This is a genomic window from Ruegeria sp. CH8 (assembly GCF_056536985.1).
On record NZ_JBQFQR010000005.1, the window covers coordinates 17942 to 33727 of the forward strand.

Consider the following 15786-nt stretch of genomic DNA (forward strand, 5'->3'; position numbering starts at 1 on the left):
AACAGCTGCCGCTGATTCTCCGACCTTGGCCGTAAGCGGGCCTGAGGGGCGATGCGCGGGCCGCCCCGAACTGACTCAGGCGCGTTTTTCACCGATGGTTGTCACGCCCAGAACCGACAGAACCTTGGCTTCGATCTGTTCAGCATTCATGCCCGCGACAGCATACATATCCGCCGGGTTGGCCTGATCGATGAAGATATCCGGCAACACCATTGAGCGGTATTTCAGACCGTGATCAAACACGCCCTCATCCGCCAGCAGTTGTGCCACATGGCTGCCGAACCCGCCAACCGCGCCTTCTTCGATGGTAATCAGGGCCTCGTGGTTCGCCGCCAGATCAAGGATCAACTCGCGGTCTAACGGTTTGGCAAAGCGGGCGTCGGCGATGGTGGGGGTGATGCCCCGGGCTGAAAGCGCCTCGGCGGCTTTCTGCACTTCGGTCAGGCGGGTTCCAAAGGACAACAGCGCCACGCGCGCACCGGTCTGGATCACGCGGCCTTTGCCGATTTCCAGCACCTCGCCGCGTTCGGGCAGGTCGACGCCAACGCCTTCTCCTCGCGGGTAGCGGAAGGCAATGGGGCCGTCGTTATGGGCCGCGGCAGTGGCGACCATATGCACCAGCTCGGCCTCATCTGCGGCGGCCATGACGGTCATCCCGGGAAGGTTGGCCAGATAAGCGATGTCGAACGACCCAGCATGGGTTGCACCATCGGCACCCACAAGGCCCGCGCGATCAATGGCGAAACGTACCGGCAAGCGTTGAATGGCGACGTCATGTACGACCTGGTCGTAGCCGCGTTGCAGGAAGGTGGAGTACATCGCGCAGAATGGCTTCATCCCCCCTGCCGCCAGCGCGGCGGCAAAGGTCACGCCATGTTGTTCCGCAATCGCCACGTCGAAACAGCGCGACGGGTAGCGTTCAGCAAACAGGCTCAAACCTGTGCCGTCCGGCATCGCGGCGGTGACGGCAACGATCTTGTCATCGCGTCCGGCCTCTTCGACCAGTGTCTTGCCAAAGACCGAGGTATAAGACGGTGCGTTGGAAGGCGCCTTGTGCTGCTTGCCGGTCACCACGTCGAACTTGGCCGTCGCATGACCTTTGTCGCGGGCCTGCTCAGCTGGGGCGTAGCCCTTGCCTTTTTTAGTCAATACGTGGATCAGGATCGGGCCGGTTGCCCGCGCCTTGACCGTCCGCAGAACCGGCAGCAGTTGGTCCATGTCATGACCGTCCAGCGGCCCGATATAGGAAAAGCCCAGTTCCTCGAACAACGTGCCGCCCACGGCCATGCCTTTAAGCATTTCTTTGGCGCGTTTCGCCCCTTCGCGGAACGGTTCGGGCAGCAGCGAGACCGCACCTTTAGCGGCGGCTTTCAGGTCGTGAAAAGGGGCCTCGGTGTAAATCCGCGACAGATAGCTGGACAGCGCACCAACGGGCGGGGCGATGCTCATCTCATTGTCGTTGAGGATGACGATCAGGCGTTTCCCAAGATGCCCCGCGTTGTTCATCGCCTCAAAGGCCATGCCCGCAGACATTGAGCCATCGCCGATCACAGCAATTGCGTCGCCCAGTCCCTCCGGCGTCACGCCGCCCAGATCGCGAGCCACAGCAAAGCCCAGCGCAGCGCTGATCGAGGTTGAGCTATGCGCTGCGCCAAACGGGTCATAAGGGCTTTCGCTGCGTTTGGTAAAACCGCTCAGGCCGTCTTTCATACGCAGTGTGCGGATACGGTCGCGCCGTTCGGTCAGGATTTTGTGCGGATAGCATTGGTGGCCGACATCCCAGATGATCTTGTCGCGGGGGGTGTCAAAGACGGCATGCAGCGCGGTGGTCAGTTCGACCACGCCCAGACCCGCACCCAGATGGCCGCCGGTGACGGACACGGCCGAGATCGTCTCAGCCCGCAATTCCTGCGCCACCTGATGCAGCTGCGCATCTGAGAACTGCTTGAGGTCCGCAGGGCGGTTCACAAGGTCCAGCAGGGGCGTGTTCGGGCGGTCAGACATTTGGCGCGTTCCTGGCTTAGCTGTCCCGGGCAATAACGAAGCGGGCGGCGTCCTTCAAGGTTTCAGCCGAAGCACCGTACCCATCCAGCGCGGCGCAGGCCTGATCAATCAGTTCTGCAGCGCGGGCCTTGGCCGCAGCCAGACCCAGCAAGGATACAAACGTGGCTTTGCCAGCCTCGGCATCCTTTTGCAGGCGTTTTCCGGCCTTTTCGGCGTCACCTTCCACATCAAGGATGTCATCCGCGATCTGAAAAGCAAGCCCAAGAGCTTGGGCATATTGGCGCAAGGGGGCGGGATCGGCCTGTGCCAGCCGAGCTCCCGCACAAGCCGACCATTCAATCAAAGCCCCGGTTTTGCCCGCTTGCAAGCGCGTGATTTCCTCCAGCGTCAGCGGAGCCGCCGCCGATTCCGCCGCAATATCCAGCGCCTGACCCAGCACCATACCTTGCGCTCCGCTGGCTTTGGCCAGTGTTAGGGCCAGATCCGCGCGGACTTCGGCATTGCCGACCGCGGGCCGGGTACACAGCTCAAAGGCCAGCGTCTGCAACGCATCGCCCGCCAAAACGGCGGTGCCTTCGCCCCATTTCACATGCACGGTCGGACGGCCACGCCGCAGGTCATCGTCATCCATGCAGGGCAGGTCGTCATGCACCAGTGAATAGGCATGCAGCGCCTCAATCCCTGCGGCAGGCCAGATCGCACGGCCCGCGTCCACGCCATGCAGGCGCGCGCTTTCCAGCACCAGAAACCCGCGCAGCCGCTTGCCGCCTTCGGTGGCATAGGCCATCGCTCGGGTCACATGCAGATCGTCCAGTGCGCCCAGAACCAAATCGAATTGGTCCTGAATCCGCGCCGCATCCTGCGCTAGCTTTTCGCGAAACATTTACTGACCTTCGACAGGCGTCGTCCCGGTCGGCTGACCATTGGCGTCCAGAGTGATCGCGGCCACTTTTTCCTCGGCCCTTTTCAGCTCATCCTCGCACCGTTTTTTCAACGCAGCCCCGCGCTCGTATAGCGCAATCGACTGGTCCAGCGCCACGTCACCGCGCTCCAACTGGCCGACCACGGCCTCAAGCTCTTTCATCGCCTGTTCGAATGTCATCTGATCAACGGGGGTATCGGTCATCGGACTGCCTTCATCAATTCTTCCACATGGGCGCGGGTGGCCTCGGCCAGTGCGTTCAGATCATACCCGCCTTCCAGAGTCGAGACGATACGTCCCTCACACAGCTCATCAGCGATCGTGCACAACTCAGCCGTGACCCAGGTGAAATCGCCGGTTGACCAGTTTAGATTGGCCAGCGGATCGTCCTGATGCGCGTCGAACCCGGCTGAGATGATGATCAGTTCAGGCTTGAAAGCCCGCAGACGCGGGAAGGCTTGTGTTTCATAAGCTGCCCGCATCTCAGCCCCGCCAGTGCCCGGCGACAGAGGGATGTTCAGAACAGTCTCAAAAGCACCGGTCTCGTCCGGACGTCCGGATCCGGGCCACAATGGCATCTGTTGGCTGGTGATAACCAGCGCGCGCTTCTCATCCCACAGCAGGTCCTGAGTGCCATTGCCGTGATGCACGTCGAAATCCACCACCGCGACCCGCTTCAATCCATGATGATGCAACGCATATTTCGCCGCCAGCGCTGCATTGCCGAACAGACAAAACCCCATGGCGGTATCAGTCTCGGCATGATGCCCCGGCGGGCGGATGGCACAAAATGCATTCGGAGCCTCGCCGCCCAGCACCATATCCACCGCCCGCACCACGGCCCCGGCGGCACGATAGGCCGCATCGACCGAACCCGGAGACATGAACGTATCCCCGTCAATCTGAGCAAACCCCTCTGCCGGGCGGGCGCTGCGAATATCGCGGATGTAGCTTTCCGGATGCACCCGCAACAGATCATCATCCGCTGCCAAGGGGGCCGTCACCCGGTTCAGGTCCAGCGATTCCAGCGCGTGCAGGATGTGCTCCAAACGCGCCACCCGTTCCGGATGCCCGTCCGGCGTCACATGCCCCAAACAATCCGCATGAGTCAGAAGGGCAGTTTTCATCGGAATCCCCTGTTCATCTGGCTAAAAATATCCTCGCCGAAGGCATAAAATCGCCGCGCAGCGGCCAAATCAATCCGGTGCCAGCATATATCCGGCGCCGCGCACCGTTTGCAGATACCGAGGTTGCTTCGGGTCCTGTTCAATCTTGCGTCGCAGGCGGGTGATCTGCACGTCCACCGCGCGCTCCTGCGCCTGCCCCTTATCGCGGCCCAGATCCTCAACCAATTTGGCGCGGCTGATCGGCTCCCCCGGCTGGGCCGAGAAAATCTTCATCAACTGGCTCTCAGTTGCGGTCAGGCGCACGGGCTCTTCGCCCTGCCACATCTCGCCACGTTCCACGTCATACCGGATTGGTCCGAGGTTCAGAATCTTGGTTGCTGTGTCCTGCGCCGGCGTTTCCGGCATCCGCCGCAGGATCGCGTTGATCCGCAGCAGCAGCTCTTTCGGCTCAAACGGTTTGGCAAGGTAGTCATCCGCTCCGGCTTCAAGCCCGGCGATCCGGTGCTCGGTCTCGCCGCGTGCAGTCAGCAGAAGGATCGGCGTGGTATGGGTTTCACGCAGCGTTCGGGTCAGGCTCACGCCATCTTCGCCGGGCATCATCACGTCCAGCACAATCATATCGAAATCCAGTCCCGACAAGACCCGCCTTGCGTGTGCCGCATCCCGGGCCGCGGTGACCAGAAAACCGCTCCGCATCAGAAACTTCTTGAGCAGATCACGAATACGCTCATCGTCGTCAACGATCAGCAGATGGGCGTCCATTTCGCTCATGAGGTGGTATCCCGCAGTTTCGTGTAAGCATGACGCATATCAGCATCCATCATCGCTTCAAGCACTTTACGAAATCCTGATACGGCCTCGGGGCCCGCGTCCTTATATGCTGCACGCATCCGCACGCGCTGGGCCTCGGACAGTTTGGCCTCAAGCGCCTTGCCCTTTTCGGTCAGAAACAAATGCCGTTCGCGCTTGTCCACAGTGCCCACGCGGCTTTCGACCAGACCATCCTCAATCAGCGTTCGGAGCACCCGGTTCAGAGACTGTTTCGTCACCCCCAGAATGGCCAGCAGGTTGTTCACCGTGGTGCCCGGTGCGCGGTTGATGAAGTGAATCGCCCGGTGATGCGCCCGGCCATAGGCCATCTGCGTCAAAATGCGATCGGGGTCCGCGGTGAAACCGCGATATGCGAAAAACATCGCCTCGATCCCCTGCCGAAGCTGTTCGTCGGTTAAAAACAACAGGCTTTCACCGCCAAAGACTTGGGCGGGACGCGTATCCGACATAGTATGCCTCATTCGTTACTCGTTCCAAGTTTATGTCAGCGTTGTTGACATTCCAAGAGTGGACAGGTATCGAATCGCAGTTTCTGCGCAATTTTATGTCCGCATCGGACTTAATTGGCGCAACAATCGAAAAATTCAACCCAAGGCTGGAGGTTTCGCATGGCGGGGTATGATGATCGTGATGGCACCATCTGGTTGGATGGGAAACTTGTGCCCTGGCGCGAGGCCAATGTGCACATCCTGACCCATGCGATGCACTATGCGTCCTCGGTGTTTGAAGGAGAGCGTGCCTATAACGGCAAGATCTTCAAAAGCCGCGAACATTCCGAGCGTCTGATCGCCTCGGCCGAGGCGCTGGACATGCCGATGCCCTATTCGGTGGACGAGATCGAGGCCGCCAAGGAAGAAGCCCTGAAAGCCAGCGGGTTGCAGGACGCCTATGTCCGCGCACTGGTCTGGCGTGGTTCGGGCGAGGATATGGGTGTCGCATCGGCCAAGAACCCAGTGCGCATGGCCGTGGCTGTCTGGCCGTGGGGTGCTTATTACGGCGACGCCAAGATGCAGGGCGCCAAGCTGGATATCGCGGAATGGAAACGCCCCAGCCCCGAAACCATCCCGGTCCACGCCAAGGCGGCGGGTCTTTACATGATCTGCACCATTTCCAAGCACAAGGCTGAGGCCAAGGGCTGCTCGGACGCGCTGTTCATGGACTGGCGCGGCTACGTGGCCGAGGCGACCGGCGCGAACGTGTTCTTTGTGAAAGATGGTGAGGTTCACACCCCGCTGGCCGATTGCTTCCTGAACGGCATCACCCGTCAGACCGTGATCCAGATGCTGAAAGACAAGGGCATCACCGTCCACGAACGCCGCATCCAGCCCGAAGAGATGGCCGATTTCGAACAGTGCTGGCTGACCGGCACCGCGGCCGAGGTCACCCCGGTCGGGCAGATCGGCGATTACACGTTCGAGGTCGGAGACCTAACCCGCGAGATCGCTGCCGAGTATGAGGCGCTGGTCCGCGCCTGATCCGGCCCTGGAACGTCATCGAGACCCCCGCCTTTCGCGGGGGTTTTTCTTTGCCTGCCGTTCAAGATTTTGTGCAGATCGTTCAGATGGCTGGACGAATGCGCAGTCGGGGTTAGGTTTACCGCATGTTGGACTTGCTCAGCGATATCCTCACCCGCCTGTCTCTGCGCGGCACATTCTATTTCCGTACCTCTTTCACGCCGCCCTTTGGCGTTCAGGTCCCTGCCTTCGAAAACGTGGCTCGGTTTCACTTCGTTCAACGAGGTGAGCTGAAGGTTTCAGTCTCTAACACAGGTGAAACCTTGCGTTTGAAGCAAGGTGACCTGATCCTGATCCCGCATGGCGCCGCCCATGCGCTGCTGTGCAACGAGGTCAAACCGACGGACGCGCTGCCGCTTGAGCAGGTGTTGGACGAAGCCGGATATCAGGGCGATGGCGTGCTGATATATGGCGGCGAGGACAAGAGCCGCGACACGCAACTTATCTGCGGCCATTTCTCCTTTACCGGACCGCCTGGGCGGCAAGGGAGCGGGCATATGCTTATCGACCGGCTACCGCCCTACATCCTGATCGAAAACTACGGAGAGGAAGCCGGCGCCTGGATCGAGGCTACATTGCGCATGATCGGGTCCGAAATCAGTGGTGCCCGCATCGGCGGAGACCTGATCGCGCTTAAACTGTCCGAAGTGCTGTTTGCACAAGCCATCCGCGCCCATCTGGAACATCAAAGCCCCAGCGAGTCCTCTTTGGCTGGGTTTGCCGACCCCCGCATTTCCCGCGCGCTGACCGCCTTTCATCAAGCCCCGGCGCAGGAGTGGAGCGTTGAATCGCTGGCCCGTGAGGCCGGAATGTCGCGCACCGCCTTCGCGCAGTTGTTTGCCGAGAAGATGGGAACCACCCCCATGCAATACCTGACCGACTGGCGGATGCAGATCGCCTGCCACGGGTTGACCGAGGCCCGCTGGAACGTGGCGGATGCGGCGGCCGAGGTCGGCTATGCCTCTGAGGCCGCGTTTTCGCGCGTGTTCAAAAAACAGATTGGCCTGTCCCCGGCGGCCTATCGGTCGATGCACTGATCGAACACGATTCTGAACGATCTGCAAGATTTCACGAACGATCCGGAATTAAACGTCCGAACGCCCTTTCCTAACTTGGGATCATGCCAAGCAAGGAAAGGAAATTTCAATGTCTGTTCGTTTCGTTACCCGCTCCATTCACGCCTATCTGGACTACCCCGTCGCCTTTGCGCTGATGGGGCTACCCTTCGTGCTGGGGCTGGGACAATCCAACCCGATGGCCCTGTGGCTGTCTGTGGCAACCGGGGTCGCGGCCTTTGTGCTGACCGTGCTGACCGATCACCACCTCGGCATCTGGCGGGTGTTGCCCTACAAGGTCCACCTGGCCGTTGATTTGCTGGTCGGCGTCGTGTTCCTGGCCGCGCCCAGCCTGTTTGGGTTCTCAGGCCTGGATGCGATATACTATTGGTTGAACGGCGCGGCGGTGGTCGCCGTCATCTCGGTCAGCACGCCGGAACAGAGGGTTGCTGCCTGAGCAAGTTATCCACAGGTGTCACAATATCATCGTGATACTTTCAAGAATCTGAGCCGCTTGTTTTACAAACAAGCGGCTCACTGCCGCTCACCAATCGCGTGGCCCACAAGGGTCACCAGACAGGAGAGCCCCCATGACCCGAATCCTTCGCCCCAACCGCCGCGCCTTTCTGGCTGGAAGCACTGCCTTTGCCGCGTCGCTGTCCATGCCCGCGATCAGCCGCGCCTCATCCCGCCCCGTCTTTACCCACGGCGTGCAGTCGGGCGATGTTGACATGAGCGCGGGCATGATCTGGACCCGTACGGATCGTCCTGCGCGTGTGATGATGGAGGTGTCGACCACCGAAAGCTTTGCCGACGCCCGCCAGTTGACCCCAATGGACGCCATCCCGAACAGCGATTTTGCAGTGAAGCGGTTGGTCGAGGGGCTGCCCTCGGATCAGGATATCTTCTACCGTTTCGTGGCTGCTGATCTGAGCGACATCAACGTCAGATCAGAGCCTATTATTGGTCAATTCCGCACTGCGCCGTCCGAGCGTCGCAACATTCGCTTTGCGTGGTCGGGTGACACGGCGGGGCAGGGCTGGGGCATTGATGACGAAGGGATGCGCACATACGCCACCATGGCGCAGCACCGGCCCGATTTCTTCATTCATTCTGGCGACACGGTTTATGCCGATGGCCCGATGCAGGATGAGGTCGAGAAAGACGGTCAGTTGATCTGGCAAAACAGCACCCTGATCGATGAGAAGCGGAAGGTGGCCGAAACGCTGGACGAATTCCGCGCCCAGTGGAAATACAACATGATGGACGCGCATGTGCGCGCCATGAACGCCGTTTGCCCGACCTTCTTTCAGTGGGATGACCACGAGGTTGTCAACAACTGGTCGGACGCCAAGGACTTGATCTCGGATGACCGTTACACCGAGAAATCGGTGCATGTGCTGCAATCTCGCGCGGGTCGTGCCTTTCACGAGATGACCCCGCTGCGGATCACGCCGGCCGAGCCGGGGCGTGTGTATCGCAGGATCTCTTATGGTCCGATGCTGGATGTGTTCTTCCTGGACCTGCGCAGCTATCGCGGGCCGAACGGCGCGTCGATGGAGGATGAAATCACCGACAAGTCGCGCATTCTGGGTGCTGAGCAACTGGCCTGGCTGAAACGCGAACTGGCCGCTTCGCAGGCGACGTGGAAGGTGATCGCCTCGGACATGCCGATCGGTCTGATCGTCTGGGACAACTGGAAGGACCAGGCCGGGGCAGAGGCGATTTCAAACGGAGACAGCGGCCCCGCCAAAGGGCGCGAGTTGGAAATCGCTGATCTGTTGCGCTTCATCAAGACCGAAGGCGTTGCCAACACGGTCTGGTTCACGGCCGATGTTCACTATACTGCGGCGCACTACTATGACCCTAACAAGGGACAATACCAGGATTTTGAACCCTTCTGGGAGTTTGTGTCCGGCCCGCTGCATGCCGGGACCTTTGGCCCGAACGCGCTGGACGGAACCTTTGGGCCAGAGGTGAAGTTCGTCAAAGCGCCGACTAAGGAACAGGGCGCAAACCTGCCCCCTAGCGCCGGCCTGCAGTTCTTTGGTCTGGTCGATATCGACGGCGCAACCCAGCAGATGACTGTGCGTCTGATGGACCGCGCCGATACCGAGCTGTGGTCGGTCACACTGGACCCGCAGCCGCAAGGAATCTGATCGTTCGTCCCACCGCGCCCCAAGGATTGTTTTGGGGCGCGGTTTTTTTTTACTCTTGAAATTCCCGACTAAAATAGTCAGATAGCGAGCAACGCCAGTTGCGCGAGCATCCGGCACAGGGTTTCGAGGCGGTTTGCGGGCTTAGCGCATGAATAGGTGACGGCCTGCCACCGCCTCGGAAACGAATGATCGGGGTAAGATATGGGCGATCCACTGGATCAAATCATGGCACGGCACGAGGCAGCCACCGCTTGCGGCGGTTGCTGTGACGATGATTTTTGCGCCTATGTCGACAAGACACCCAAAGCAGAACGCGACCTACCCGAAACCTTGCCGGCTAGTGCTGCAAGTCGGCGCGGTTCCGTTCGGTATCTCAACGAAAACCCGGACCGGTAACAGCCCCGGATTGGGGCTGTTCTGGCTCTATTCTTAGAAATCCACGCCGCGCTGGGCTTTGATTCCAGCTTGGAACGGGTGCTTTTCTTCGGTCATTTCGGTAACCAGGTCAGCATAGTCGCGCAGCGCCTGCGGGGCATCGCGGCCGGTTAGGAACACGCTGGTCTTGTCGGACCGTTCATTCAGCCCGTCGATCACCTGATCCACCGTCAGGTATTCATAGCGCAGGGCGATGTTGATCTCGTCCAGAACCACCAGATCATACTCACCGCTGGCCATCAGCGCACGGGCCTTGTCAAAGGCGGCGTTGGCGGCGGCGATGTCACGATCGCGATCCTGCGTGTCCCAAGTGAAGCCTTCGCCCATCGTGTGCCAGGTCACCAGATCACGTTCTTCGAAAAAGCGCCGCTCGCCGGTCTTCCACTTTCCCTTGATGAACTGCACCACGGCAACCTTCTGGCCCCAGCCGAGCGCCCTTATCACCACGCCAAACGCGGCCGAGGATTTGCCTTTGCCCTTACCGGTGTTGATCAGAACCAGACCGCGGTTCGGGTCGACGGCCTCGGACACTTTTTTACGGTGCTGGGCCTGCACCTTCTGCATCTTTTCCTTGTGATCTTGTGCGTCGCTCATGGGCGGAACCTTTCCTGATGTTGCGCCCAACCTAAGCGATGTTTGCCAAAGGTAAAGATCAGGACTTCGGGTCCGGTGCCGACTTGTCCTTGCCGCGATCGACGCCCAATTGCCGTTCCCGCAAGATGACCAGCACGTTGCCTGCGATCACCAACGCCGCGCCGCCCAGCATGACAAGCGTCGGCAGTTCATCGAACCACACATAGCCGATGACAATGGCAAACAGCATGGTGGTGTAATCGTAAGGCGCCAGCATCGAAGCCTGCCCAAAGCGATAGGATGAGGTCACCAGGATTTGCGCCACGCCGCCGATCAACCCCATACAGGCCAGTATTAGAGCCTGTTCCCACGTCGGCATAGTCCAGCCCCAAAAGGCTGTTAGGGATGACAGCAGCGTGGCAGTCATCGAGAAGTAGAAGACCACCGCAGCAGGGTGATCGACCTGCACCAGTTGCCGGATATGGATCTGCACAAAGGCCCGCGCCATGGTCGCCGCCAGCACGCAGAGCGCACCGATGGTGGCGGCAGTGTCCATGTTGTTGCCGCCCAGCCGTGGCCAGATCATGATCAGCACCCCCAGCAGGCCGATGGCCACCGCGCCGATGCGGATCATGCGGATACGCTCGCCCAGCATGACCGCGGCCAGAATCAGGGTGAATATTGGCGTGGCATAGCCAATTGCTGTGACCTCGGGCAATGGCAGCAAGCTGAGGCCGGTAAAAGTCAGGCCCATGGCGCTGGTGCCCAGAACGCCGCGCCAGAAATGCCCCATGGGTTTTTTGACCACCAACCCTTGCGCCAGCTCTCCCCTATAGACCAGCCAGCCGATGATCACAGGAACCGCAAAGAGCGAGCGGAAGAACACCATCTCTCCGGGCGGGAAGTCGACTGACAACGCTTTGACCAGCGCCTGCATTGCGGTGAACAGCACCAGCGCGCTGAGTTTCAGCGACACGGCCAGTACAGGTCGATGCGATGTTAAGGGTTTTGCCATCGGCGCGACCCTGCGCCTTTGGTTGTCAAAGATCAATATTCGGTGCGGGAATTAGACCAGTCGGCGGGCAAGGGATGTCCGATCTCGTCGGCAAACTCTTCCAGAAACCGGATCATCCGTTGGGTTCGTCGCCGTGCCAAGTCCGCGCCGCCTTCGGTCAGCATGTCATCGGGCAGAGCCAACAGCTTGACCTTCCAGTGGTCGATTGAAAAGGCAAGATCGTCCAGCGGGCGGTTTGCAGCAAAAGGATCGGCCGCGTCATACAACGTCCGCCCTAATGCGCCCGAGACGGAGAAGTTCCGTGCAACCCCAATGGCCCCAAGTGCATCCAGCCGGTCTGCGTCGCGCAGAATGCAGGCCTCGGGCGTTTCGGGTGTGATATTGGCCGAGAAACTGTGCGCTTCGATAGCGTGTTGTATCGCGCTGATCTGGGTCTCATTATAGCCCAGTTCCCTGAGAAAAGGCTCTGAATCCTGCGCGGATTTGCGCGAGGCCAGATGACGTTCGGGGTCGTCTTTCGGCAGGTTGACCAGATCATGCAGGTAGCAGGCGGCCAGCAAAACGGACAGGTCTGTCGCCTCATCTGCGATGTTCTGAGCATTGACCCAGACCCGGTCCAGATGGGCAAGGTCATGCGCCGGATCGGTTTCCATCCGCTGCGCGACCACCGCGCGCAGGCGGGAGCGCAGATCAGCCGATCCGTCCACGGTTCTCTCCGATCTGGCCGCGGTGCAGCAGCATGTGGTCGAGGATCACGCAGGCCATCATCGCCTCACCCACCGGCACCGCGCGGATACCGACGCAGGGGTCATGGCGACCTTTGGTGATGATCTCGGTTTCCTCACCGGACTTGGTAATCGTCTTGCGGGTAGTCAGGATCGACGAGGTCGGCTTCACTGCAAACCGCACCACAACGTCCTGTCCGGTCGAGATGCCGCCCAGAATGCCGCCCGCGTGGTTCGAGCTGTATTGCGGGCCATTCTGACCCATGAAAATCTCATCCGCGTTGGCTTCACCGGTCAGTTCAGCAGCGGCCATGCCCTCACCGATTTCAACGCCTTTGACGGCGTTGATCGACATCATCGCGGCGGCCAGATCAGTGTCTAACTTGGCATAAACCGGTGCGCCGAGCCCGGCTGGGACGCCGCGAGCCACAACTTCGACCACCGCACCGACTGAGTTGCCGGATTTGCGCAAATCATCCAGATAGGTCGCCCAGTCTTCGGCGGCTTGCGCGTCGGGCGTCCAGAACGGGTTTTGTTCGATCTGCGACCAGTCGAAATAGGCACGGTCGATCTTGTGCGGGCCAATCTGGGTCATATAGCCGGTGATCTGCACATTCGGCGCGATCTGCTTGATCGCCTCACGCGCCAAGCCTCCGGCGGCTACGCGCGACGCGGTTTCGCGGGCCGAGCTGCGGCCACCGCCGCGATAGTCGCGGATGCCGTATTTCTGCCAATAGGTGATATCGGCGTGGCCAGGACGGAACTTATCCATAATGTCGCCGTAGTCTTTGGATCGTTGATCGGTGTTCTCGATCATCAGCTGCACAGGCGTGCCAGTGGTTTGACCTTCGAATACGCCGGAGAGGATTTTCACCTGATCGGGCTCGCGCCGTTGAGTGGTAAACTTGTTCTGCCCCGGTTTGCGCTTGTCCAGCCAGTGCTGGATCATCGCCTCGTTGATTTCCACACCCGGCGGGCAGCCGTCAACGGTTGCACCCAAGGCGGGCCCGTGGCTTTCACCCCAGGTGGTGACGCGGAAGAGGTGTCCAAAGCTGTTCATCGACATGGGGCGTGCTCCTTTGAGGGTTGTGATTAGCGGGCAAGGCCCGGGGCCTCAAGCGGATTTGCGGTTGGGGCAGGGGTGCCCCAACCTGTTGTAGTTAAGCCGCACGGGTCAGCGTGGCGCGAGTTTCGGTGATTTTCAGGGCGGCCTGCGCGGCCTCGCGCCCTTTATCCACGAAATGCGCGCGGTAGATGGCGTTGTGGTGATCGGTTTCCTGATATTGATGCGGAGTCAGCGACACCGACAGGACCGGAACTCCGGTGTCCATGCCAGCCCGCATCAGGCCTTCAACCACGGCTTGCGCCACGAAGTCATGCCGGTAGATGCCGCCATCCACCACAAAGGCGGCACAGGCAACGGCAGCGTATTGGCCGGTTTGGGCCAGATCGCGGGCCAGCAACGGCATCTCGAAAGCGCCGGGGACGTCGAAGACATCGACTTGCTCAGCGGGGATAAGCTCCAGAAAACCGTCCAGCGCGCGGTCCACGATATCGGAATGCCAGTTGGCTTTGATAAAAGCATAGCGGGTGTGTGTCATCATGATCTCCTTTCGTAACAGACACGTCACCCAAGGCGATCACGGGCAGGCGCGCCGCATCACCGGCACGCTGCACGTTCTCTTTCATCCGGACTTTAACCGTCGGCTCTGGCCTCTCACCAGATCTGCTGACACCCCGGCATGGGGCCGCTCGCGGGCTTACAGGTCATGCCCGCATACCGCCGGTGGGGAATTTCACCCCGCCCTGAGAACAGGGCGGAATGTGCCAAGGTGCGTTCACTTCTGCAAGAGGCTTTGCGTCCCGCCCAATTGACGGGTTTTGTTTTCATGGTCGTCCTGTAAGGTCGCAGCAACCAAGGAGCGCGCGAATGAAACTCTATCACAGTCCAACCTCGCCCTATGTCCGCAAGGTGATGGTTTTGCTGCACGAAACTGGCCAGCTTGAAGATGTCGAGGTGCTGAACGTCGCCACCACTCCGTTGGCTCCTGCAGGCGAGCTGCAGGGCAAGGTGCCGCTGAGACGCATTCCGGCGCTAGAGCGGCCGGATGGCCCGACCCTGTTCGACAGCCGGGTGATCTGCGCCTTTCTGGACGCACGTGCCAAGGCGGGGATGTATCCCGAAGGGGCCGGACGGTGGGACGTGCTGACGCTGGAGGCGCTGGCCGACGGTATTTTGGATTCGGCAGTTGGGATGGCCTACGAGGCGCGTCTGCGCCCCGAAGACAAGCAGTGGGACACGTGGCTGGATGCGCAATGGGGCAAGATCGAACGGGCCTGTGCAGCGCTTAATCAGCGCTGGATGGCGCATCTTTCGGGGCCGCTGGATATGGGGCAAGTGGCTGTGGCTTGTGCGCTGGGTTATCTGGACCTGCGCCACGATGCGCGGAACTGGCGTAAGGGCAACGACGCGCTGAGTGAGTGGTTTGCTGCGTTCAACGAACGGCCCAGCATGGTGGCGACCCGCCCCGAGGGCTGACCCTGCTTCAGATGCGCTGGCCGTGACGTGCAGGGCCAGCGCATGGCAGATCAAGGGGCGCTGAAGGTGGCGAGATAGGCGGCGATGTCGTCGGCGCCTTTTTTCAGCTTCACGCTCATGTTCGGGCGCGCGGTCTCGTCATTCAGATATTCCCGAATGAAACCGATCGGATCCTGCGAATAGGCGGCGATGTTTTCCTGGGTCCAGACCAGACCCTCTTCGCCGGCGCGGATCATGTCATCGGTGAACATGCCGACGGGCAGACGCTCGCTACCGTAGCGGTAGTCATTCTCGGCTCCGGCGACGCGGCCGACAACACCAAAGAGATTCGGCCCGGTGATGCCGCCTTTGACAAGAACCTCGCCATCTTTAATGATCGCATGACAGGAAGAGCAGCGGTTATAGAGTTTTTCGCCTTTGGCTGGGTCGCCGGCGGCTGCGGCATGTGACGCCAGGGCAATTGCAAGGGACAACGCAGTTGGAATGAGTTTTGGCATGGAAAACGTCCTGCTGAGGTTGGGATTTATCCGGCCCTTCGTAGATTCCCGTTAAAAGTGCAATCGAAATCAGACCCGGGTAAGCCCCTATAAAATATCTATTTTTAACTCAGTTTTTTCGCGGTCACAGATTTCCAGAAAGGTGAAAATTGCGTGGCGAAACTGGGTCAGAATCTTGCAGATCCGACATTGCCGGTCAGATGGAAACCGGCCCGGCGGGGTTTTCCCGGCGCGGCGCAGTGGACGCGAATCACATTGGCCCCTGCTTCCGGTGACCGGCGGATTTCCCCACTTAAACCTGTCCAAAACTTGAAAAATAACCCTTTCGTTGTGACATGAATGCCCAGATGCGGCGTAGTGCGCGCCTATGACCGCTGGACGAACCGATTT

Annotated in this window: 18 protein-coding genes and 1 riboswitch; of the genes, 6 read left to right on the plus strand and 12 right to left on the minus strand. The window is 60.2% G+C overall.

Annotated features, from left to right (window positions below):
- Positions 1–75: 75 nt before the first annotated feature.
- From dxs to ACR0ER_RS06915, 6 genes are all read right to left on the minus strand, one after another.
- On the minus strand, positions 76–2004 hold the full coding sequence (gene dxs, locus ACR0ER_RS06890; RefSeq protein ID WP_480768282.1) for a 1-deoxy-D-xylulose-5-phosphate synthase: 1929 nt from the start codon (positions 2002–2004) through the stop codon (positions 76–78).
- A 16-nt stretch (positions 2005–2020) separates the two neighbouring features.
- Complete coding sequence (locus ACR0ER_RS06895; RefSeq protein WP_480768283.1) at positions 2021–2887, minus strand: polyprenyl synthetase family protein; 867 nt, start codon at positions 2885–2887, stop codon at positions 2021–2023.
- Positions 2888–3130: an exodeoxyribonuclease VII small subunit gene (locus tag ACR0ER_RS06900; protein ID WP_058272726.1), complete on the minus strand. Its 243-nt coding sequence runs from the start codon at positions 3128–3130 to the stop codon at positions 2888–2890.
- Positions 3127–4053 (minus strand): histone deacetylase family protein, encoded by a 927-nt coding sequence (locus tag ACR0ER_RS06905; RefSeq protein WP_480768284.1) that lies wholly within the window; start codon positions 4051–4053, stop codon positions 3127–3129. Before ACR0ER_RS06905 ends, ACR0ER_RS06900 begins: the two co-directional genes overlap by 4 nt.
- A gap of 69 nt (positions 4054–4122) precedes the next feature.
- Positions 4123–4824 carry a response regulator gene (locus ACR0ER_RS06910; RefSeq protein ID WP_170329803.1) on the minus strand — a complete coding sequence of 234 codons (702 nt, stop codon included), beginning with the start codon at positions 4822–4824 and terminating at the stop codon, positions 4123–4125.
- Entirely contained in the window at positions 4821–5333 is a 513-nt protein-coding gene (locus tag ACR0ER_RS06915; RefSeq protein WP_480768285.1) for a MarR family winged helix-turn-helix transcriptional regulator, read from the minus strand. The genes ACR0ER_RS06910 and ACR0ER_RS06915 overlap by 4 nt, the downstream gene beginning before the upstream one ends.
- Positions 5334–5492: 159 nt before the next feature.
- On the opposite strand from ACR0ER_RS06915, the gene ACR0ER_RS06920 reads away from it, so the two are divergent.
- The 5 genes from ACR0ER_RS06920 to ACR0ER_RS06940 all read left to right on the plus strand — a co-directional run bounded on the left by ACR0ER_RS06920 (position 5493) and on the right by ACR0ER_RS06940 (position 10008).
- Positions 5493–6359: a branched-chain amino acid aminotransferase gene (locus ACR0ER_RS06920; protein WP_480768286.1), complete on the plus strand. Its 867-nt coding sequence runs from the start codon at positions 5493–5495 to the stop codon at positions 6357–6359.
- A 125-nt stretch (positions 6360–6484) separates the two neighbouring features.
- Positions 6485–7435 carry an AraC family transcriptional regulator gene (locus ACR0ER_RS06925; protein WP_480768287.1) on the plus strand — a complete coding sequence of 317 codons (951 nt, stop codon included), beginning with the start codon at positions 6485–6487 and terminating at the stop codon, positions 7433–7435.
- A gap of 109 nt (positions 7436–7544) precedes the next feature.
- On the plus strand, positions 7545–7910 hold the full coding sequence (locus tag ACR0ER_RS06930; RefSeq protein ID WP_480768288.1) for a hypothetical protein: 366 nt from the start codon (positions 7545–7547) through the stop codon (positions 7908–7910).
- Positions 7911–8043: 133 nt separating this feature from the next.
- Positions 8044–9612, plus strand: coding sequence for an alkaline phosphatase D family protein (locus ACR0ER_RS06935; RefSeq protein ID WP_480768289.1), 1569 nt, complete (start codon positions 8044–8046; stop codon positions 9610–9612).
- A gap of 201 nt (positions 9613–9813) precedes the next feature.
- Complete coding sequence (locus tag ACR0ER_RS06940) at positions 9814–10008, plus strand: hypothetical protein (protein ID WP_480768290.1); 195 nt, start codon at positions 9814–9816, stop codon at positions 10006–10008.
- A 33-nt stretch (positions 10009–10041) separates the two neighbouring features.
- Here the strand turns inward: ACR0ER_RS06940 and cobO are convergent, their stop codons facing one another.
- The 5 genes from cobO to ACR0ER_RS06965 form a co-directional block, all read right to left on the minus strand.
- On the minus strand, positions 10042–10641 hold the full coding sequence (gene cobO / locus ACR0ER_RS06945; RefSeq protein WP_480768291.1) for a cob(I)yrinic acid a,c-diamide adenosyltransferase: 600 nt from the start codon (positions 10639–10641) through the stop codon (positions 10042–10044).
- A gap of 58 nt (positions 10642–10699) precedes the next feature.
- A complete protein-coding gene (locus ACR0ER_RS06950; RefSeq protein WP_480768292.1) occupies positions 10700–11635 on the minus strand; it encodes a DMT family transporter in 936 nt (311 codons plus the stop codon).
- 32 nt (positions 11636–11667) lie between these two features.
- Complete coding sequence (locus ACR0ER_RS06955) at positions 11668–12342, minus strand: HD domain-containing protein (protein WP_480768293.1); 675 nt, start codon at positions 12340–12342, stop codon at positions 11668–11670.
- Positions 12326–13426, minus strand: coding sequence for a chorismate synthase (gene aroC, locus ACR0ER_RS06960; protein WP_480768294.1), 1101 nt, complete (start codon positions 13424–13426; stop codon positions 12326–12328). The genes ACR0ER_RS06955 and aroC overlap by 17 nt, the downstream gene beginning before the upstream one ends.
- Positions 13427–13520: 94 nt before the next feature.
- A complete protein-coding gene (locus tag ACR0ER_RS06965) occupies positions 13521–13961 on the minus strand; it encodes a 6,7-dimethyl-8-ribityllumazine synthase (RefSeq protein WP_480768295.1) in 441 nt (146 codons plus the stop codon).
- Between the two features lie 72 nt (positions 13962–14033).
- A riboswitch (FMN riboswitch) is annotated at positions 14034–14178 on the minus strand.
- A 112-nt stretch (positions 14179–14290) separates the two neighbouring features.
- Here ACR0ER_RS06965 and ACR0ER_RS06970 point away from each other — a divergent pair.
- A complete protein-coding gene (locus tag ACR0ER_RS06970) occupies positions 14291–14899 on the plus strand; it encodes a glutathione S-transferase (RefSeq protein ID WP_480768296.1) in 609 nt (202 codons plus the stop codon).
- 50 nt (positions 14900–14949) lie between these two features.
- On the opposite strand, the gene ACR0ER_RS06975 is transcribed toward ACR0ER_RS06970, so the two are convergent.
- On the minus strand, positions 14950–15396 hold the full coding sequence (locus ACR0ER_RS06975; protein WP_480768297.1) for a c-type cytochrome: 447 nt from the start codon (positions 15394–15396) through the stop codon (positions 14950–14952).
- Positions 15397–15786 lie beyond the last annotated feature (390 nt).

What these genes read in the sequence shown, in the direction of transcription:
- aroC (WP_480768294.1), bottom strand. Translation starts at nt 13,426, where the DNA reads ATGTCGATGAACAGCTTTGGACACCTCTTCCGCGTCACCACCTGGGGT.
- ACR0ER_RS06895 (WP_480768283.1), bottom strand. Translation starts at nt 2,887, where the DNA reads ATGTTTCGCGAAAAGCTAGCGCAGGATGCGGCGCGGATTCAGGACCAA.
- cobO (WP_480768291.1), bottom strand. Translation starts at nt 10,641, where the DNA reads ATGAGCGACGCACAAGATCACAAGGAAAAGATGCAGAAGGTGCAGGCC.
- ACR0ER_RS06905 (WP_480768284.1), bottom strand. Translation starts at nt 4,053, where the DNA reads ATGAAAACTGCCCTTCTGACTCATGCGGATTGTTTGGGGCATGTGACG.
- ACR0ER_RS06940 (WP_480768290.1), top strand. Translation starts at nt 9,814, where the DNA reads ATGGGCGATCCACTGGATCAAATCATGGCACGGCACGAGGCAGCCACC.
- ACR0ER_RS06925 (WP_480768287.1), top strand. Translation starts at nt 6,485, where the DNA reads ATGTTGGACTTGCTCAGCGATATCCTCACCCGCCTGTCTCTGCGCGGC.
- ACR0ER_RS06965 (WP_480768295.1), bottom strand. Translation starts at nt 13,961, where the DNA reads ATGACACACACCCGCTATGCTTTTATCAAAGCCAACTGGCATTCCGAT.
- ACR0ER_RS06970 (WP_480768296.1), top strand. Translation starts at nt 14,291, where the DNA reads ATGAAACTCTATCACAGTCCAACCTCGCCCTATGTCCGCAAGGTGATG.
- ACR0ER_RS06915 (WP_480768285.1), bottom strand. Translation starts at nt 5,333, where the DNA reads ATGTCGGATACGCGTCCCGCCCAAGTCTTTGGCGGTGAAAGCCTGTTG.
- ACR0ER_RS06975 (WP_480768297.1), bottom strand. Translation starts at nt 15,396, where the DNA reads ATGCCAAAACTCATTCCAACTGCGTTGTCCCTTGCAATTGCCCTGGCG.
- ACR0ER_RS06935 (WP_480768289.1), top strand. Translation starts at nt 8,044, where the DNA reads ATGACCCGAATCCTTCGCCCCAACCGCCGCGCCTTTCTGGCTGGAAGC.
- ACR0ER_RS06910 (WP_170329803.1), bottom strand. Translation starts at nt 4,824, where the DNA reads ATGAGCGAAATGGACGCCCATCTGCTGATCGTTGACGACGATGAGCGT.
- ACR0ER_RS06920 (WP_480768286.1), top strand. Translation starts at nt 5,493, where the DNA reads ATGGCGGGGTATGATGATCGTGATGGCACCATCTGGTTGGATGGGAAA.
- ACR0ER_RS06950 (WP_480768292.1), bottom strand. Translation starts at nt 11,635, where the DNA reads ATGGCAAAACCCTTAACATCGCATCGACCTGTACTGGCCGTGTCGCTG.
- ACR0ER_RS06930 (WP_480768288.1), top strand. Translation starts at nt 7,545, where the DNA reads ATGTCTGTTCGTTTCGTTACCCGCTCCATTCACGCCTATCTGGACTAC.
- ACR0ER_RS06900 (WP_058272726.1), bottom strand. Translation starts at nt 3,130, where the DNA reads ATGACCGATACCCCCGTTGATCAGATGACATTCGAACAGGCGATGAAA.
- dxs (WP_480768282.1), bottom strand. Translation starts at nt 2,004, where the DNA reads ATGTCTGACCGCCCGAACACGCCCCTGCTGGACCTTGTGAACCGCCCT.